This is a genomic window from Bacillus sp. B25(2016b) (assembly GCF_001679765.1).
Classification (GTDB): Bacteria; Bacillota; Bacilli; order Bacillales; family Bacillaceae_G; genus Bacillus_A; species Bacillus_A thuringiensis_K.
The window spans coordinates 4,081,336-4,099,842 of record NZ_CP016285.1 but is presented as its reverse complement, the minus strand read 5'-3'; the positions used below and the strand labels follow the sequence as shown (position 1 = coordinate 4,099,842).

Here is an 18,507-nt window from a genome sequence, read left to right as displayed (position 1 = left end):
AAAGCACAGAGAATGATAAAAACTCTGTGCTTTACATTAATAAACGAGAAATCCTGCTTTATCTAACGCCTCACAAGCAGCATCTAACTTTTCTTTAGAATCTGCCTCAATTGTATGTAAGTGAATACCATCTGTTAGTTGTGAAAGATAGGAAGCATTTGTGTTTTCGATTTTTTGTAAATATTGCTCTACATCAAAGCGATTGCTTACCATGATGGATGCTGTTAAGTCACCGTATACAGGATGCTCAACTTTTACATCTTTAATCGTAACGCCGTGGTCAACAAGCATTGTAAGTTCTTGACGTACTTCTGCTGGTTTGTGCTGGCATACGATTACGCGTTCAAAAGCTTGTTGTTTCTCTTGTGGTTTTAAATATAAATAGCCTTGGGCAGTCGCAATAATTGGTTCGTTTCGTGCTTTAAGCAAGGAAATATCTTGCACGATAACTTGCCTACTTACGTTTGTCTTCTTCGATAGTTCATTCCCAGATAACGGCTCATTTGCAGCGAGAAGCCACTGAAGGATAAGCTGTCGTCTTTCTTCACCTAAAATCTTTTTTTGGTCATTTTGTTTCATTATGATTTAACACCTCTATAAAATTGATTTCCAATTGTGTGTAGTGCATGAATAGTAGTATCAATTTGATCTTTCGTTGTTTGTTGTCCGAAAGAGAAGCGGACATATTGTTTGGCCTCTTCATACGTTTTTCCAATTGCAAGCATGGTTTTCGAAGGTTCTTGTTTACCGACTTGGCAAGCACTTCCGGTGGAAATGGCGATACCATGGCGATTACATTCTAGCATAGTATATTGACCTTCTATTCCTTTTATTGTAACCCCAACAATATGTGGTAAACAAGAAGTAGAATGACCTTCTACTTCAATTTCTAGCGGAAGGGTTTGTATTTGCCCTAAAAAGTAGGAGCGTAACTCTTTAAAACGTAAACTTTCTTCCCATTGAGTTTTTAATATATTTTCAGCAGCTGTTAAAAAAGATGCGATGCCGGGAACGTTCACTGTACCTGGGCGAAATCCCTTTTCGTGAGAAGTTCCCGGAAATACTTGCTCCCAGCGAGATTGCGGATTTATGTAGCAAGCGCCGACACCTTTTGGTCCGTATATTTTATGTGCTGAAACAGAAAGACTATCAATGCCCATCTCAAAAACATGGATAGGCAGTTTACCAAACGTTTGCACACAATCTGTATGAAATAAAACATTATATTTTTTTAAAAGTGCCCCGATTTCTGTAATGTTTTGAACGGTTCCGATTTCAGAGTTTCCATGCTGTATACTTGCTAGCACAGTATCTTCTGTAATAGCTGCCTCTAAATCTACTAAACAAAGGAGTCCGCTTTTATCAACAGGAATTTCAGTGATCGTATAGCCTTTTGATTTTAGAGATTGAAAATAACTTCGAATGGATGCATGTTCCATAGGTGTCGTAATAATATGCTTCTTAGTTTGGGCATTTAGAAGTGATTGAATCGCAAGATAGTTTGATTCCGATCCGCCACTTGTGAAAAATACTCCTTGTTCTTTTCCTCCAATCATTTCCGCAAATGTTTTTCGGCAAACTTGTAATAAAGAAGCAGCTGTTCCTCCAATATCATGTAAACTTTGTTCATTTCCGAAGTATTGCGACGCTGCTTTCATATATGTTTGTAACGCTTCCTCGCTCATAGGTGTAGTAGCTGCATAGTCAAGATATATCATCATGTAAGTTCCTCTCTCTAGTAAGAGTTACAGTTCTTTTACTTTTTAAATGGTAGTGAAAATAAGAATTATAAAAAAACTCTTGTCATTATTTTAAAACTATGTAAATATAGGTGTCAAGACAGTTGAAAAGTGTAAAGTAGGAGGCAACAATTATGCCAAGTGCAGATGTCTTAATTATTGGAAGTGGTGTTGCGGCACTTCGTGTTGCAAAAGAGATTTGTCACGAAAAGAATGTGATTATTATCACAAAGGAGACGAAACGTAATAATAATACACATTTAGCTCAAGGTGGAATTGCCGCAGCAGTAGCTACATACGACAATCCTAATGATCATTTTGAAGATACGTTAGTAGCAGGGTGTCATTATAACAATGAAGAAGTGGTCCGTTATTTAGTTGAGGAAGGACCGAAAGAAATTAATAACCTTATTGAAAATGGGATGAAATTTGATGGAGATGAAACAGGTCCTCATCTTGGAAAAGAAGGAGCGCATCGAAAACGTCGTATTGTACATGCAGGTGGCGATGCAACAGGAAAGAATTTATTAGAGCATCTTATTCAAGAAGTAGCTCCATATGTTACGGTAGTGGAACAGGAAATGGTGCTCGATTTTATTATAGAAAAAGATAAATGTGTTGGGGCTTTAACTCGCAACAATAAAGGAGAATTGAAACGTTACAATGCAGATTATACGGTGTTAGCTTCAGGCGGTATTGGCGGTTTATACGCCTTTACTTCTAATGATGAGACGATTACAGGCGATGGACTTGCAATGGTGTACCGTGCAGGTGGAGAGCTTGTAGATTTAGAGTTTATACAATTTCATCCGACGATGTTATACGCGGGTGGGCGTTGTTCTGGTCTTGTGTCCGAAGCTGTTCGCGGAGAAGGAGCTGTCCTTATAAATGGAAAAGGGCAGCGTTTTATGATGGATATACATTCCGAACAGGATTTAGCGCCTCGTGATGTAGTCGCAAGGGCTATTCATGAACAGCTACTTGCGGGTGAAAAAGTGTACTTAAACATCGAAATGATTCAAAACTTTGAACAACGCTTTCCGACCGTGTCATCGATATGTAAAACAAATGGAGTCGATATAAATAAAAAACTTATTCCAGTCGTGCCTGGTACTCATTTTCACATGGGCGGCGTGAAAACGAACTGTGATGGAGAGACGTCTATTTCGAACTTATACGCAGTCGGTGAAGTAGCTTGTAACGGGGTTCATGGTGCAAATAGATTAGCGAGTAATTCATTATTAGAAGGTCTTGTGTTTGGAAAAAGAATCGGACGACACATTTTATCTAGAGAGACAAAAGAAAAGGTGAATATGCTAGCCGAAAAGGAAGCAACGTTTATCGTTCTGAATCATTTACCGACGAAAGAAGAAATACAAAAATGCATGATGAAATATGTTGGGATTGTGCGAACACAGCAAAGTTTATCTTATGCGAAGAGATGGCTTAGTAAGTATGGTGTTCGAAATATGATATTACAACATGATGTTCTTACGAATGAAGAGATAACGCTTATTAATATGTTAACGGTTTGTGAGCTTATAGTTGTGTCAGCCTTGCAAAGAGAAGAAAGTATTGGCGGGCATTACCGGAGTGATTATCCAGATAGAAATATAGGAAAGAAAGAGATTGTTCGAGTAAAGAGAAAACGACAACTTGTGTGATGAGGGGAAGAGGGGCTTTATGAACACGATAAAAGTTAAAGAAGCATTAAATCGATTTTTTTTAGAAGATATAGGGGAAAGAGATGTAACATCTCAGGTTATTTTTCCAGATAATTTGCTTTCGAAAGGAACGTTTCTTGCGAAGGATACAGGGGTCTTTGCAGGACGTTTAGTAATTGAATCAGGATTTAAATTAATTGATGAGAGAATTGAAGTAGAGCTTCATAAAAAAGATGGGGACCTTGTAGAAAAAGGCGAAATCATTGCAACTGTGCAAGGTCCAATTGCATCGTTATTAACAGCAGAGCGCGTTATATTAAACGTTATTCAGCGTATGAGCGGAATAGCGACGATGACGCATAAAGCGGTTCTTGCTTTAGATAGTAGTCATACTCGCATTTGTGATACGCGAAAAACGATGCCAGGACTACGTATGTTTGATAAGCATGCAGTCGTGTGCGGCGGTGGATTTAATCATCGCTTCGGTTTATATGATGGGGTCATGATTAAAGACAATCATATTGCGTTTGCTAGTTCTATTACAAAAGCTGTTACATCAGTGAAAGAAAAGTTAGGACATATGGTGAAAGTAGAAGTAGAAACAGAAACTGAGGAACAGGTGAGAGAGGCTGTTGCTGCTGGTGCGGATATTATTATGTTCGATAATCGTACGCCAGATGAAATTCGGGAGTTTTCAAAAATTGTACCAAGCGCTATCGTTACAGAAGCTTCAGGTGGCATCACAATTGAAGATTTATCGAAATACGGAAAAACAGGGGTAGATTATATTTCACTTGGAGCGTTAACACATTCAGTGAAAGCACTTGATATTAGTTTCAATATTGAAGGGTAAGGAAAGTGGCTTAGAGGGGGAGAAACGTATATGAGTATTTTAGAACAAGTACAGCCAATTGAAACGATGTTACCAGAGCGTTATTACACGATGTCAACGGAAGATATGGAAAATCGGGTTCGTGAAATTAAAGAGAAAATGGGGAAAATGTTATTCATTCCAGGGCATCATTATCAAAAAGATGAAGTGGTACAATTTTCAGATGCAGCAGGGGATTCACTTCAGCTTGCGCAAGTTGCAGCGAGCAATAAAGACGCAAAATATATTGTGTTTTGCGGGGTGCACTTTATGGCGGAAACAGCAGATATGTTAACGACAGATGATCAAGTTGTCATCTTACCAGATATGCGTGCAGGTTGTTCGATGGCGGATATGGCAGATATTGAACAAACAGAAAGAGCGTGGAAAGAGCTCACAAAATTATTTGGAGATACGATGATTCCGTTAACGTATGTTAACTCTACAGCTGCAATTAAAGCGTTTTGCGGTCGTAATGGCGGAGCAACAGTAACTTCTTCTAATGCAAAGCAAATGGTATCTTGGGCGTTTACTCAAAAAGAACGTCTCGTCTTTTTACCAGACCAACATTTAGGGAGAAATACAGCGTACGATTTAGGTATCCCGTTAGATAAAATGGCAGTATGGGACCCACACACAGATTCATTAGAGTACGATGGAGATGTAGAAGAAATTCAAGTGATTTTATGGAAAGGACATTGTTCTGTTCATCAAAACTTTACAGTGAAAAACATTGAGAACGTACGGAAAAATCATCCGGACATGAACATTATTGTACATCCAGAATGTTGCTACGAAGTTGTAGCTGCTTCGGATTATGCAGGTTCAACGAAATATATTATTGATATGATTGAAGCGGCTCCATCTGGAAGTAAATGGGCGATTGGTACAGAAATGAATTTAGTGAATCGAATTATTAAGCAACATCCAGATAAAGAAATTGTTTCACTTAATCCATTTATGTGTCCGTGTTTAACGATGAACCGAATTGATTTGCCGCACTTATTATGGGCACTTGAAATGATAGAAAGAGGAGAAGTAATTAACGTTATTAGCGTAGATAAACAAGTGACTGAAGAGGCAGTTCTTGCATTAAATCGTATGTTAGAGCGTGTGTAAAGCAGCGGATTCCCGTTGCTTTTTTTCGTACATATAATCATAACGAGAACAAAATGGGCATACATTGTTTTGAAGAAATCATTGTGGTTCTTTATGCTTATTCCGCTTCTAATGATATTGAAAATCGAAGAAGTGATAAAAGTGAAAAGAAGTTAATGTTATTTAGAAAAAGAGTTACTTCATGAGATTTGTTACTTATAGATAAGTTATACAGGAGGGGGAAAATTTGAAAATTCATATCGTGCAAAAAGGGGATACCCTTTGGAAAATTGCGAAAAAGTACGGAGTGGATTTTGACACGTTGAAAAAAACAAATACACAACTTAGTAATCCAGATTTAATCATGCCAGGTATGAAAATTAAAGTGCCATCAAAGAGTGTTCACATGAAACAACAGGCTGGAGCAGGTTCAGCGCCTCCAAAGCAATACGTAAAAGAAGTGCAGCAAAAAGAATTTGCAGCAACACCAACTCCGCTTGGAATAGAAGATGAGGAAGAAGTTACGTATCAATCAGCACCAATTACACAGCAGCCAGCTATGCAACAAACACAAAAAGAAGTGCAAGTAAAATCGCAGAAGGAGATGCAGGTAAAGCCGCAAAAAGAAGTACAGGTGAAACCGCAAAAAGAAGTGCAAAAAGAACAGCCAATTCAAAAAGAAAAACCAGTTGAAAAACCGTCTGTTATTCAAAAACCACCTGTGATAGAAAAACAAAAACCGGCGGAAAAAGAAAACACGAAGTTTTCGGTAAATGTATTACCGCAGCCGCCACAACCACCAATAAAACCGAAAAAAGAATATAAAATTTCAGATGTAATAAAAAAAGGAAGCGAGTTAATTGCTCCTCAAATTAGTAAAATGAAACCTAACAATATCATTTCTCCGCAAACGAAAAAAAACAATATAGTATCGCCGCAAGTGAAGAAAGAAAATGTAGGAAATATAGTATCGCCGCAAGTGAAGAAAGAAAATGTAGGAAATATAGTATCGCCACAAGTGAAGAAAGAAAATGTAGGAAATATAGTATCGCCGCAAGTGAAAAAAGAAAATGTAGGGAATATAGTGTCACCGCAAGTGAAAAAAGAAAACGTAGGGAATATAGTATCGCCAAATGTATCGAAAGAAAATGTAGTTATTCCACAAGTCATACCGCCAAATATTCAAATGCCAATCATGGATAACAACCAACCACCGAATATAATGCCAATCATGGATAACAACCAGCCACCGAATATAATGCCAATCATGGATAACAGCCAGCCACCGAATATAATGCCAATTATGGATAACAACCAGCCACCGAATATAATGCCAATTATGGATAACAACCAGCCGCCGAATGTAATGCCGATTATGGATAACAATCAAATGCCGAATATGATGCCGATTATGGATAACAATCAAATGCCGAATATGATGCCGATTATGGATAACAATCAAATGCCGAATATAATGCCGATTATGGATAACAATCAACCACCAAATATGATGCCCTATCAAATGCCGTATCAACAGCCCATGATGCCGCCGAATCCGTATTATCAACAACCAAATCCATATCAAATGCCATATCAGCAAGGAGCGCCGTTTGGACCGCAATATACGTCTATGCCAAACCCGAATATGATGCCAATGGATAATAATATGCCGCCGCTTGTGCAGGGTGAGGAAGATTGTGGATGCGGAGGAGAAAGTAGACTATATAGTCCACAACCAGGCGGTCCGCAATATGCGAATCCTTTATATTACCAACCAACTCAGTCTGCATATGCACCACAGCCAGGAACGATGTATTATCAACCAGATCCACCGAATGTATTTGGAGAGCCCGTTTCAGAAGAAGAGGACGAAGAAGAAGTTTAAAAAGGCGGGAGTATTCCCGCCTTTTTTACATTCCTGTTAATTAAGAAAATGAAGTTTTTTTATGAAGTGCTAGAAAATTCCCAGTGAAATATTAACAGTGTAAAAACCTTCTCGGTTACTCATCATAAGAGGGAGCTTTTCAGTAGAGAAGCTCATTCTAACAGAGGGGGTTTTTGTATTGAATACGAAAGTAAAAGTGATTGCTGCTTCTTTGTTAGTTACCAGTGCATTAGCTGCATGTGGTACACCGAAAGATAACAATGCAATGGATGGACGTAACTACAATTACGAGCGTACATCTTATAATGATACACACCAGTATCGTGATAATGTGACACGTAATGATCGTTATACAGATTATGTAACATATAGAAATGGTCGTAACGATACAGGATACAATTATTATCGAGATGTAAATTACAATGGACAAATTGCTAATCCGCATCCAACTCGTAATATTACAATGAACAATTCATACATTAACAATGATGGTAAAACAGCTGAAAGAATAACAAATCGTGTGAAACGTATGAATAACGTAGACCGTGTGTCTACAGTTGTATATGGAAACGATGTAGCGATTGCGGTAAAACCACGTAACACAGTGACAAATGAAACGGCGATGGCTAACGAAATTCGTCAAGCTGTTGCAAATGAAGTTGGAAACAGAAACGTATATGTTTCTGTAAGAAATGATATGTTTACTCGTGTCGATGCAATGAGTACGCGTCTACGTAACGGTACAGTTACAAACGATTTTAATCGTGACATAGTGAATATGTTCCGAGACATTCGTTACGGTTTAACTGGTACAGTGCGATAACAAAACAAAAGAGGAAGGGATAGCCCTTCCTCTTTATTCATCGTTGTCTTGTAAGCGACGTTTTTTAATAAAATAACTAACGGAATAAGAAACTAAAAAGCATATGAAAAGAATACTACCTGTTGAAATAGCTTCAAATAGAGGTCTTTCTGGACTGAAAATAATATAAATAATAGCCGTAACGATTCCTACAATAAGGGAGTGGAAGACAAGTTTGTAATAAGGAGTTAACTGTATTTCCTTTTCGCCTTCTTCTACATCGATTGAAACACTTAACTGTAAATAAGCAAGTAAAATACTTGTAAACATAAATAATAGCCACAATGGAGATTTCGTAATTTGATCAATGCCTTCAGTGAATCCGATATAGCCTAAAATTCCAACTACGCCAATGTATTGAAAAAGAAAGACAATACGTATGTTTTTTAACATTTGAAGAATGAGGCGTTCATCCTTTATTTTTTTCATAATATTCATCCCCTGCTTATTATGATTTCGCTGTCACATTAATTGTAACATATATATTGCAATTATCAATTTATAATTTACATAAAATAATTTGGATGAAAGAGGAAATAAAATATTTTTATAAACATGTTGCACTTATACTTTATTAATGTTATATTAGCAAAGCGATGAGCTAATTTACGTAAGACGAGAGATATGCTTAAGTGCTAAACACGCGAATGTGGTCGCCTGGTCTCTCGCCGTAAACGCATCAAGACGCCTGCTTTGCAGGCGTCTTTCATTTTATATAAAAGTAAATGATACATGCAGATGAGGTAAACCCTTATCTGCATTTTTTATTTTTCGAAAGAAATGTAATATGGATAAAACCCCCATTTCCGGAAAAACTACTAATGAAAGTATGATCTTGCCTAAAAGAGGTGAACGGAAATGAAATGGATACTGATTGCGATGCAAGCTTTCGTTATGATGTTTTGTTTCGTTTATGGAACGAATGTGAAGGCGGAAGGGCCAGTACCAGAAGTAACGAAAAAAGAACCTGAGGTTACAATTTTATTAGAGCGTATGTATGTTGATGGCGAAGTAAGCGAAGAAATACTTACAGAAAAAGTGACGGATTTAGAAAAGTTTTTACAGCAGTATAAAGAATGGCAGCTCGTTGATCGTGATGATGTACAAATTGTATTGCAAAAGAAAGTTGATGATATTTCTCCGTTATTGAAAACGAGCGGGTATTTTGGTGTTTCAGAGGAAGGGATATTACAAATTTTCAAAGGTGTACCGAAAAGTGATAATGCGATCCATTCTTTCTTTCAAATTGATATGAAAAAGCTTGAGAGCTATGAACGTGCGAAATTGAAACGTGGCATTCGTATTAAATCAAAAGAAGGTTTTGTGAAGACGATTGAAAAAATGAAGCAATACGCAGTTCAGAGTAAGAAAAAAAGCAGCTCATGGTGAGCTGCTTTTTTTCTTATTTGTTTTTAGCTAAAATTTCTTTTGCGATTTCATCAATTAGCATATCTTTTCCGATTGGATTGAATGCTTTCGTATTGAAGACTTCATTTGATACTTCATATACGTGATTATTTTTAACTGCTTTATTGTCTTTCCAAACGGCACTGTTTTTGTAGTCTTCGTAAACTTTATCAGCTTCGCCGCCGAAGTTTACAATAAACATTTGGTCAGGCTGGAATGCAACTAGACCTTCTAGTGATACTTGCGCCATCGTTTGTTTTAAATCCGTACCTTTTGTTGCTGGAAGTTTTAAGTCATTAAAGATGATGTCACCGTATCCGAAGCTACCGTATACACGGAAGTTTTGTGGTGTAACTGCAACGAACATAAAGTTCTCATCTTTTGTTTTCTCTTTAATTTTTTTAGATAAAGAGTCTGCTTTCTTATCGTAGTCTGCAATCCATTTGTCTGCTTTCTTCTCTTCGTCAAATAGCTTACCTACTTCTTTAAACTTACCACGCCAGTCTTCTAAGTTTGTTTCTAGAACAACTGTAGGTGCAACCTTTTCTAGTTGATCATAAATTTTTAATTGACGGTTGTTTAAAATAATTAAGTCTGGTTTTAAAGCAGTAACAGCTTCTAAATCAACTTTAGGTGCCCAGTACCAACCTACTGCTTTTACTCCATCTAACTTGTCTGTTAAGTGAGTTTGGATTTTATCTTTATATGTATTTGCTGTACCAACAGGTTTGTGTCCAAGAAGTAATAGTTCTTCTGTTGATCCAGATAAGTCAACAATTCTCTTTGGATTTACTGGAATTGTAGCTTCACCTTTAGCATGTTTTACAACTTTTGTTTTCGGTTGTTCTTTTGCCTTCGATTCTTCTTTTTGAGAAGAACAGCCAACGATAGAAAGAACAACGAGCATAATAGTAAATAAAATAAATAGCTTACGTTTCATCCTGATGCAACCCCTTTAATTAGTATTGATAATCATTATCGACTTCTGTATATTAAGGTGCTTTAACCTTTCTGTCAATGGAAAATAACAGAAGTTTCAAGTGGAGAACATTTGTTGGGGCAGTCTCGCTTTTCTATCATTAAATATGTTAAAATGGAATACATGATTTAAGAGGGAGAGATCGTATTTTGTTTGAATATGTTACAGGTTACGTGGAGTATGTAGGGCCGGAATATGTCGTAATTGATCATAATGGAATTGGTTATCAAATTTTCACACCAAATCCGTATGTATTTCAAAGAAGTAAGCAAGAAATCCGTGTCTATACATATCATTATGTGAGAGAAGATATTATGGCACTTTACGGGTTTAAAACACGTGAAGAGCGTTTATTATTTACAAAGTTGTTAGGCGTGTCTGGCATTGGGCCAAAAGGAGCTCTTGCAATTTTAGCTTCTGGTCAAACAGGACAGGTCGTTCAAGCGATTGAGCATGAAGATGAGAAGTTTTTAGTGAAATTCCCAGGCGTCGGAAAGAAAACAGCACGCCAAATGATTTTAGATTTAAAAGGAAAACTAGCAGATGTCGTACCAGATGCATTTGTTGATTTATTCTCAGACACAGAACGTTTTGATGAGAAGAAAGGTTCATCAGCTGAGCTTGATGAGGCACTGGAAGCTCTCCGCGCACTTGGATACGCAGAACGCGAAGTTTCTCGTGTTGTACCAGAGTTATTAAAAGAATCATTAACGACGGATCAGTATATTAAAAAGGCACTTAGTCTTTTACTAAATGGTAAGAGGTGAGTATAATGGACGAACGTCTCCTTTCAGGGGAATCTGCATATGAAGATGCGGATTTAGAATATTCATTACGGCCACAGACGCTCCGTCAGTATATTGGCCAAGATAAAGCAAAACATAATTTAGAAGTATTTATTGAAGCGGCGAAAATGCGTGAAGAAACGTTAGATCACGTGCTTTTATATGGACCACCAGGTCTTGGTAAAACGACGCTTGCGAATATTATTGCCAATGAGATGGGCGTTAATGTTAGAACAACTTCAGGTCCCGCAATTGAAAGACCAGGAGATTTAGCTGCTGTATTAACAGCGCTTCAGCCAGGGGATGTATTATTTATTGATGAAATTCATCGTTTGCATAGATCAATTGAAGAAGTATTGTATCCTGCGATGGAAGACTTTTGCCTTGATATCGTAATTGGAAAAGGGCCTTCAGCACGTTCTGTACGCCTAGATTTACCGCCATTTACATTAGTTGGAGCAACAACACGTGCTGGAGCATTATCGGCACCGCTTCGTGACCGCTTCGGTGTACTTTCAAGGTTAGAGTACTACACAGTAGATCAGCTTTCTGCGATTGTTGAACGTACAGCAGAAGTATTTGAAGTTGAAATCGATTCGTTAGCTGCATTAGAAATTGCAAGACGTGCTCGTGGTACACCTCGTATTGCGAATCGTCTTTTAAGACGTGTACGTGATTTCGCGCAAGTTCGTGGTAACGGAACGGTTACGATGGAAATTACACAAATGGCATTAGAGCTACTGCAAGTAGATAAATTAGGTCTAGATCATATTGATCATAAATTACTGCTTGGTATTATTGAGAAATTCCGTGGCGGTCCAGTTGGATTAGAAACGGTTTCAGCAACAATTGGAGAAGAATCTCATACGATTGAAGATGTGTATGAGCCGTATTTATTACAAATTGGCTTTTTACAACGAACGCCAAGGGGCCGAATTGTAACGCCGCTTGCGTATGAACATTTCGGAATGGAGATACCAAAAGTATGACGGAGATGCCAAAGCTGCTTATTACAGCCGGGATCTTACTCATCGTTGTTGGATTAGCTTGGAAGTTCATTGGAAGGCTTCCAGGCGATATTTTTGTGAAAAAAGGAAACGTTACCTTTTATTTTCCTATCATTACATGTATTGTGTTAAGTATTGTATTATCTTTTATTATGTATATAATAAATCGATTTAAATAAGAAATAGGTGGATATAGCTATGGATATAAATCTGTTTGATTTTCATTTACCAGAAGAACTTATTGCACAAGTCCCGTTAGAAGATCGTGAAACATCAAGATTAATGGTGTTAGACCGTGAAACAGGTGATATTGAGCATAAACATTTTACGGATATTCTTTCTTACTTACATGAGGGGGATTGCTTAGTTTTAAATGAAACGAAAGTTATGCCTGCTCGTTTGCACGGTGTGAAAGAAGATACAGGCGCGCACATTGAAGTACTTCTTTTAAAACAAGAAGAAGGTGATAAGTGGGAAACGCTTGTAAAGCCAGCGAAACGTGTAAAAGAAGGAACTGTTATCTCTTTTGGCGAAGGGAAATTAAAAGCAACTTGCACAGGAACTGCAGATCAAGGTGGACGCCAGCTTGAATTTTCATATGACGGCATCTTCTATGAAATTTTAGATGAACTTGGGGAAATGCCACTTCCTCCATATATTAAAGAGACGCTAGAAGATCGCGATCGCTATCAAACAGTATATGCGAAAGAAATCGGTTCAGCAGCAGCGCCGACTGCGGGACTTCACTTTACAGAAGAGTTACTGGAGAAGTTAAAACAAAAAGGCGTTCAGTTAGCATTTATTACACTTCACGTAGGGCTTGGAACATTTAGACCAGTTTCTGCTGATACGATTGAAGAACACCATATGCACGCAGAATATTACCATATGTCTGAAGAGACAGCGGCATTATTAAATCGTGTGAAAGAGAATGGTGGACGTATTATTACTGTAGGTACGACATCAACTCGTACGTTAGAAACAATTGCAACAGATCATGAAGGTAAGCTTTGCGCCGCTTCTGGATGGACAGATATTTTCATGTATCCGGGATATGAATTTAAAGCAATTGATGGTTTAATTACAAACTTCCATTTACCGAAATCAACATTAATTATGCTTGTAAGTGCATTTGCAAATAGAGATAATGTACTTCATGCTTATAATGAAGCAGTAAAAGAAAAATATCGTTTCTTTAGCTTCGGTGATGCAATGTTCGTTGCATCTCACGCTAAAATGAGAAACAAATAAAAGGAGTAAGTTATGACAGCAATTCGTTATGAATTTATTAAGACATGTAAACAAACGGGTGCCCGTTTAGGTCGTGTGCATACGCCGCACGGTTCATTTGATACACCAACATTTATGCCAGTTGGTACACTTGCAACAGTTAAGACAATGTCACCAGAAGAATTAAAAGCAATGGATTCTGGCATTATTTTAAGTAATACGTATCATTTATGGCTACGTCCAGGTCATGAAATTATTCGTGAAGCAGGCGGCTTGCATAAATTTATGAACTGGGATCGTGCAATCTTAACAGACTCTGGTGGTTTCCAAGTATTCAGTTTAAGTGACTTCCGTCGTATTGAAGAGGAAGGCGTTCACTTCCGTAATCACTTAAATGGAGATAAATTATTCTTATCACCAGAAAAAGCGATGGAAATCCAAAATGCATTAGGTTCAGATATTATGATGGCATTTGATGAGTGTCCACCATTCCCGGCTACTTTTGAATATATGAAGAAATCTGTAGAGCGTACGAGCCGCTGGGCAGAACGTTGCTTAAAAGCGCATGAACGTCCGCAAGATCAAGGTTTATTCGGTATTGTACAGGGCGGGGAGTACGAAGAGCTTCGTCGTCAAAGTGCGAAAGACCTTGTTTCAATGGACTTCCCTGGTTACGCTGTAGGTGGTTTATCTGTTGGTGAACCGAAAGATATTATGAACCGTGTTCTTGAGTTTACAACACCACTTCTTCCAGATAATAAGCCTCGTTACTTAATGGGTGTAGGTTCTCCTGACTCGTTAATCGATGGCGCAATTCGTGGTATTGATATGTTTGACTGCGTACTTCCAACTCGTATCGCTCGAAATGGTACATGTATGACAAGTGAAGGTCGCCTCGTTGTAAAAAATGCGAAATTCGCAAGAGACTTCGGTCCGCTTGATCCAAACTGTGATTGCTACACATGTAAAAACTACTCACGTGCGTACATTCGTCACTTAATGAAATGTGATGAAACGTTCGGAATTCGTTTAACGTCTTATCACAACCTTCATTTTCTGTTAAACTTAATGGAGCAGGTGAGACAAGCTATTCGTGAAGACCGTCTTGGCGATTTCCGCGAAGAGTTCTTTGAACAGTATGGCTTTAATAAACCGAATGCTAAAAACTTCTAATACATAATTTAAAAGGAGGAACAAAAGATGAATGCAGGTATGATGAATATCGTTATGATCGTTGCGATGTTTGCGATTTTCTATTTCTTATTAATTCGCCCGCAACAAAAACGTCAAAAAGCAGTTGCTCAAATGCAAAGTGAGTTAGCAAAAGGTGATGCTATCGTAACAATCGGTGGTTTACACGGTACAATCGAATCAGTAGATGAGACGAAAATCGTTATTAAATCTGGTGGTTCACACTTAACTTTCGATCGCAATGCGATTCGTGAAGTTGTGAAAAACTAATGTGGAAGGCCCTGCATGAAATGTGCAGGGCCTTTTTTAGTTACTTTGCTTTGACATATTTACACCGAAAATACCACCGAGTGTACTCGCCCCCATTAATGCTAATTGATAAAGTAATTGTGAGTTCGATAAGGTTTGAGAAAAGCCTAAATAGTTAACTAGAAAGACGAGTATAGTGAACGTGAGCCCTGTTGTGAAACCTACTAGCCAACCTTTTCCTTGAGCCTTTTTGCCGGCAGTAAATCCAGACATAAGCATAGATAAAAGAGCAAGTATAAAAATAGTAACGGTTAATGTCCCTTCATTTATATTCGTAAACTTTAATAAAAGAGCCATAATCATACTAGTAATAGATGCGAGAATTAGTAGCGTAACAATACCGAAGCCAATTGCAGTTGATAATTTTTTCGTTCCATCCATTTATGCATTCCCCCTTTTTAATACAAGCATATTTTCCTTTTGCCCAAGTTAGACTAGTTTCTTTTTTATAGGGGAGTCTATACGTAAAAAAGGAGATGTAGGAATGGAATGGATATCGGTAATTGGACGGACAATGCTTTTGTATATCATTATCTTAATTATTTTTCGTCTTATGGGTAAACGTGAGATAGGAGAGCTAAGTGTATTAGATTTAGTCGTATTTATTATGCTTGGAGAAATGGCTGTAGTAGCAATTGAAAATACCGATAAATCACTTTGGCATCAATTAGTTCCGATGGCTTTTCTTATGTGCATACAAATCATTTTGTCAGTCATTTCATTAAAGTTTCAACGATTTCGGCATTTAATAGAAGGTGAACCAGCAATTATTATTAATGCGGAAAAGATTGATGAAAAAAAGATGAGAAACCAGCGATATAATATTGATGATTTAATGATGCAATTAAGGGAACAAGGAGTTGGAGATATTCGGGATGTAGAATATGCTATTTTGGAACCGTCTGGGAAGTTATCTGTCTTTCAAAAACAAAAAAATAAACAAGATACATTGCAGTTTACGCTTCCTCTTATTATTGATGGAGAAATTCAATCTAGCCATTTACAAATGATTGAGCATACAGATGAATGGCTTATTGAGAAATTAAAAAACTTAGGTTATAACGATATAACACAAATTTTATACTGTAGTTTTCAAAACGGACAATTTTTTGTTGATTTAAAAGAAAATTAGATACTTATTCTTTGAAAGAGTAAGAATGATTAGTGTAACTAATAATCAGTGGAGATTACCCCACTGATTAAAGTTTCACCTTATTTCAAAAATGAAAGTTTACGAATAATAGGGAGGCGACTTAACTCTTCTTTTCGAATGAGTTTGAAAGTGAAGAGAAGTACGATATAAACAATTGTTGTTAAAGTGATTTCCCATAATGTTTGTATGCCAAGGGAATGAGAGAAAATAATATATTTATGAAGATAAAAACCGAAGGCGCCTGCGATACCGATGGCAAGTCCGCCGAAAATATAGTCTTTTGCGTAAATGGTAAATGTAATCTTTTTCAAAACAGTAGCGTAGTGAAGAAATGTTACTGTTACAATATTTGCAGCGATAGCAAGGGCAACCCCCATCATTTGAAATTCTGGCCTTGATGCTAGTACAAAAATAACGATTAATTTCACGATGGCACCAATAAATGTATTCATCATTGCAGCTCTTGCTAAGTTTAAAGCTTGCAAAACAGAGGTAAGTGGACTTTGGAAATAATGAAATAAAAAGCAAGGCGCAAGAAGTTGAATGAATGCTGTTGCGCTGTCTGATCCATACATAAGAGTTAAAACAGGAGAAGCGAATACGTATAATATAACGACAGACCATCCGCCGGTAATTAATGAAATTCGAAGTGCTTGTTGTAAACGGTGCTCTACTAATTTATGTTGTCTTTTTGCCATTGCCTCACTAATAGAAGGAACGAGCGCTGTAGAGAGAGCGTATGTAATAAAGGCGGGTAGTGATAGGAGTGGGAATGCATAACCGTTTAATATACCGTATTGCTGGGTTGCAACAGAAGCAGCGACACCAGCGATTGCTAAACTTTGCATAACGACAATAGGTTCAAAAAAATATGAAACGGAACCGATTAAACGACTTCCTGTAGTTGGAAGGGCAATATCCATCAGAGAATAAAATGTCCCTTTGCTTTCTTTTACAGTAGTGAAAAATTCAGAACGTATTGATAAATGTTTTTCTCGCTGAAATAACGTGAGTAAAAATAATAACGATGCAACTTCACCGAGAACAGCTGATAACATAGCGCCGGCTGCAGCGTATTCTATGCCGTAAGGTAAAAATAATTGGATGCATATAGCGATAATGGTAATGCGGACGACTTGTTCTAGAACTTGCGCATAAGCGCTAGGTTTCATGTTTTGTTTCCCTTGAAAGTAACCACGCAAAACAGAAGAAACAGCAATAACGGGAACAACGGGCAAAATGGCCATTAATGGATAGTACGTTCTTTCGTCGGTTAATAATGTTTTTGCTAAAATAGGTGTGAGGAACATAATTCCGATTGTTAAAATGATACTAATAACGGATGTAACAGCTAGTGATACGGTTAATATTTTTTTAACTCTTTGTTTATCGTTCACAGCTTCCGCTTCTGCTACAAATTTTGCGATGGCGACAGGAAGACCAATTTGTGTCAATGTAATTGCTAAAATGAATGTAGGAACGGCCATCATATAAAGACCAACGCCTTCTTCTCCTAAAATACGTGCCATTACTATGCGGTTGATAAAGCCGAGTATTTTTGTAATAAAGCCGGCTATCATTAAAATAAATGCGCCTTTTAAAAAGCTTTGTCTCGTCATGTTCTTCTCCTACCTTCTCAAAATCAATGGAATGATTTACAATAATTTATATGCACGTACGAGACAAGAATGACAAGCATTTAAGAGAGTGAAGTATGATAGTGCTCTTGAAAGTAGTTATTGCTGTCCATTAGAGCGGGATTAAAGCGACTTTTTCGTGCTGAAATAAGAAGGAGATGTTATAGATGTTAGATAGAGAGGCTTTGGTAGAATCATACCGCGGACAGTTACAAGTCGTTTTAGAAAGTAAAGTAGAAGAGTTTCAAATGTTCGGTTACGACCGAGTGACAGATGATGATATTTGGAAGTTTCTTAAAGTGAAAAAGTGGAAGAAGATAGACAGCGATGTTAGATTGTATGAATTAGTTAATGACGTATTAACAGTAACAGCTAATGAATATATGACATATTTAACTGTTGAAGCTTACCAAGCGCCACTTTGGTCATTTGATGAGTACGAAAATAAATAACCGACTGCAATTGGTTTGTTCTTCCTTTTGCAGTATAATGATATGTATTGATAAAGAGGAAATAATTATGTCTAAGATTATATATAAAGGAGGTAGTGAAGAGGAAAATAAATGATGGAAGTGTAGGTAGTGTAAAAGCTTACCTATACAGCTAGTGATGAACTAGCAAAAATTATAGAAAGGAAGTCTACTAACTAGGCGTATGCACACGTATAGCAGTGAATCGTAAGAGATTTAT

The 18,507-nt window shown here is 37.3% G+C and carries 19 protein-coding genes and 1 pseudogene; 14 read left to right on the top strand and 6 right to left on the bottom strand.

What is annotated here, in order from left to right:
* Positions 1-36 precede the first annotated feature (36 nt).
* Positions 37-579 carry a transcription repressor NadR gene (locus tag BAQ53_RS20950; protein ID WP_000812240.1) on the bottom strand — a complete coding sequence of 181 codons (543 nt, stop codon included), beginning with the start codon at positions 577-579 and terminating at the stop codon, positions 37-39.
* Positions 579-1,721 (bottom strand): IscS subfamily cysteine desulfurase, encoded by a 1,143-nt coding sequence (locus BAQ53_RS20945; protein WP_000973756.1) that lies wholly within the window; start codon positions 1,719-1,721, stop codon positions 579-581. Before BAQ53_RS20945 ends, BAQ53_RS20950 begins: the two co-directional genes overlap by 1 nt.
* Positions 1,722-1,873: 152 nt before the next feature.
* Between BAQ53_RS20945 and nadB the strand changes: the two genes are divergently transcribed.
* The 5 genes and pseudogenes from nadB (at position 1,874) to BAQ53_RS20920 (ending at position 8,080) form a co-directional block, all read left to right on the top strand.
* Entirely contained in the window at positions 1,874-3,403 is a 1,530-nt protein-coding gene (nadB, locus tag BAQ53_RS20940; RefSeq protein ID WP_089148263.1) for an L-aspartate oxidase, read from the top strand.
* A gap of 19 nt (positions 3,404-3,422) precedes the next feature.
* Complete coding sequence (gene nadC, locus BAQ53_RS20935; RefSeq protein WP_001092248.1) at positions 3,423-4,256, top strand: carboxylating nicotinate-nucleotide diphosphorylase; 834 nt, start codon at positions 3,423-3,425, stop codon at positions 4,254-4,256.
* Positions 4,257-4,286: 30 nt separating this feature from the next.
* A complete protein-coding gene (gene nadA / locus BAQ53_RS20930) occupies positions 4,287-5,393 on the top strand; it encodes a quinolinate synthase NadA (protein ID WP_089148264.1) in 1,107 nt (368 codons plus the stop codon).
* Positions 5,394-5,619: 226 nt separating this feature from the next.
* Positions 5,620-5,776: pseudogene (safA, locus tag BAQ53_RS26670) on the top strand (SafA/ExsA family spore coat assembly protein); the annotation flags it as partial.
* Between the two features lie 1,659 nt (positions 5,777-7,435).
* Positions 7,436-8,080 (top strand): YhcN/YlaJ family sporulation lipoprotein, encoded by a 645-nt coding sequence (locus BAQ53_RS20920; protein WP_001093536.1) that lies wholly within the window; start codon positions 7,436-7,438, stop codon positions 8,078-8,080.
* A gap of 33 nt (positions 8,081-8,113) precedes the next feature.
* Here the strand turns inward: BAQ53_RS20920 and BAQ53_RS20915 are convergent, their stop codons facing one another.
* Entirely contained in the window at positions 8,114-8,548 is a 435-nt protein-coding gene (locus tag BAQ53_RS20915) for a hypothetical protein (RefSeq protein ID WP_000721223.1), read from the bottom strand.
* A gap of 429 nt (positions 8,549-8,977) precedes the next feature.
* Here BAQ53_RS20915 and BAQ53_RS20910 point away from each other — a divergent pair, with 429 nt between their 5' ends.
* The gene (locus tag BAQ53_RS20910) at positions 8,978-9,508 is read left to right on the top strand and encodes a BofC C-terminal domain-containing protein (protein WP_000871192.1); all 531 of its coding nucleotides are present in this window, start codon (positions 8,978-8,980) and stop codon (positions 9,506-9,508) included.
* A 13-nt stretch (positions 9,509-9,521) separates the two neighbouring features.
* Here the strand turns inward: BAQ53_RS20910 and BAQ53_RS20905 are convergent, their stop codons facing one another.
* The gene (locus BAQ53_RS20905; RefSeq protein ID WP_000823612.1) at positions 9,522-10,466 is read right to left on the bottom strand and encodes an iron-hydroxamate ABC transporter substrate-binding protein; all 945 of its coding nucleotides are present in this window, start codon (positions 10,464-10,466) and stop codon (positions 9,522-9,524) included.
* A gap of 188 nt (positions 10,467-10,654) precedes the next feature.
* Between BAQ53_RS20905 and ruvA the strand changes: the two genes are divergently transcribed.
* The 6 genes from ruvA to yajC are packed head-to-tail and all read left to right on the top strand — an operon-like array spanning position 10,655 to position 14,988.
* A complete protein-coding gene (gene ruvA / locus BAQ53_RS20900) occupies positions 10,655-11,272 on the top strand; it encodes a Holliday junction DNA helicase RuvA (protein WP_000464511.1) in 618 nt (205 codons plus the stop codon).
* A 5-nt stretch (positions 11,273-11,277) separates the two neighbouring features.
* Positions 11,278-12,279: a Holliday junction branch migration DNA helicase RuvB gene (ruvB, locus tag BAQ53_RS20895; protein WP_000344449.1), complete on the top strand. Its 1,002-nt coding sequence runs from the start codon at positions 11,278-11,280 to the stop codon at positions 12,277-12,279.
* Positions 12,276-12,476 carry a DUF2905 domain-containing protein gene (locus BAQ53_RS20890; protein WP_000138162.1) on the top strand — a complete coding sequence of 67 codons (201 nt, stop codon included), beginning with the start codon at positions 12,276-12,278 and terminating at the stop codon, positions 12,474-12,476. The genes ruvB and BAQ53_RS20890 overlap by 4 nt, the downstream gene beginning before the upstream one ends.
* A 19-nt stretch (positions 12,477-12,495) precedes the next feature.
* Positions 12,496-13,548, top strand: a complete 1,053-nt coding sequence (queA, locus tag BAQ53_RS20885) for a tRNA preQ1(34) S-adenosylmethionine ribosyltransferase-isomerase QueA (RefSeq protein WP_000354015.1) — start codon at positions 12,496-12,498, stop codon at positions 13,546-13,548.
* Between the two features lie 12 nt (positions 13,549-13,560).
* Entirely contained in the window at positions 13,561-14,700 is a 1,140-nt protein-coding gene (tgt, locus tag BAQ53_RS20880) for a tRNA guanosine(34) transglycosylase Tgt (protein ID WP_000125365.1), read from the top strand.
* Between the two features lie 27 nt (positions 14,701-14,727).
* On the top strand, positions 14,728-14,988 hold the full coding sequence (yajC, locus tag BAQ53_RS20875; protein WP_000991115.1) for a preprotein translocase subunit YajC: 261 nt from the start codon (positions 14,728-14,730) through the stop codon (positions 14,986-14,988).
* A gap of 36 nt (positions 14,989-15,024) precedes the next feature.
* Here yajC and BAQ53_RS20870 read toward each other — a convergent pair whose 3' ends face one another.
* On the bottom strand, positions 15,025-15,408 hold the full coding sequence (locus BAQ53_RS20870) for a TIGR04086 family membrane protein (RefSeq protein WP_000349148.1): 384 nt from the start codon (positions 15,406-15,408) through the stop codon (positions 15,025-15,027).
* Positions 15,409-15,511: 103 nt separating this feature from the next.
* On the opposite strand from BAQ53_RS20870, the gene BAQ53_RS20865 reads away from it, so the two are divergent.
* Positions 15,512-16,159 (top strand): DUF421 domain-containing protein, encoded by a 648-nt coding sequence (locus BAQ53_RS20865; RefSeq protein ID WP_208906209.1) that lies wholly within the window; start codon positions 15,512-15,514, stop codon positions 16,157-16,159.
* 80 nt (positions 16,160-16,239) lie between these two features.
* Here the strand turns inward: BAQ53_RS20865 and spoVB are convergent, their stop codons facing one another.
* Positions 16,240-17,799 (bottom strand): stage V sporulation protein B, encoded by a 1,560-nt coding sequence (spoVB, locus tag BAQ53_RS20860; protein ID WP_000198295.1) that lies wholly within the window; start codon positions 17,797-17,799, stop codon positions 16,240-16,242.
* 185 nt (positions 17,800-17,984) lie between these two features.
* On the opposite strand from spoVB, the gene BAQ53_RS20855 reads away from it, so the two are divergent.
* Positions 17,985-18,269: a post-transcriptional regulator gene (locus tag BAQ53_RS20855; RefSeq protein WP_000886980.1), complete on the top strand. Its 285-nt coding sequence runs from the start codon at positions 17,985-17,987 to the stop codon at positions 18,267-18,269.
* Positions 18,270-18,507 lie beyond the last annotated feature (238 nt).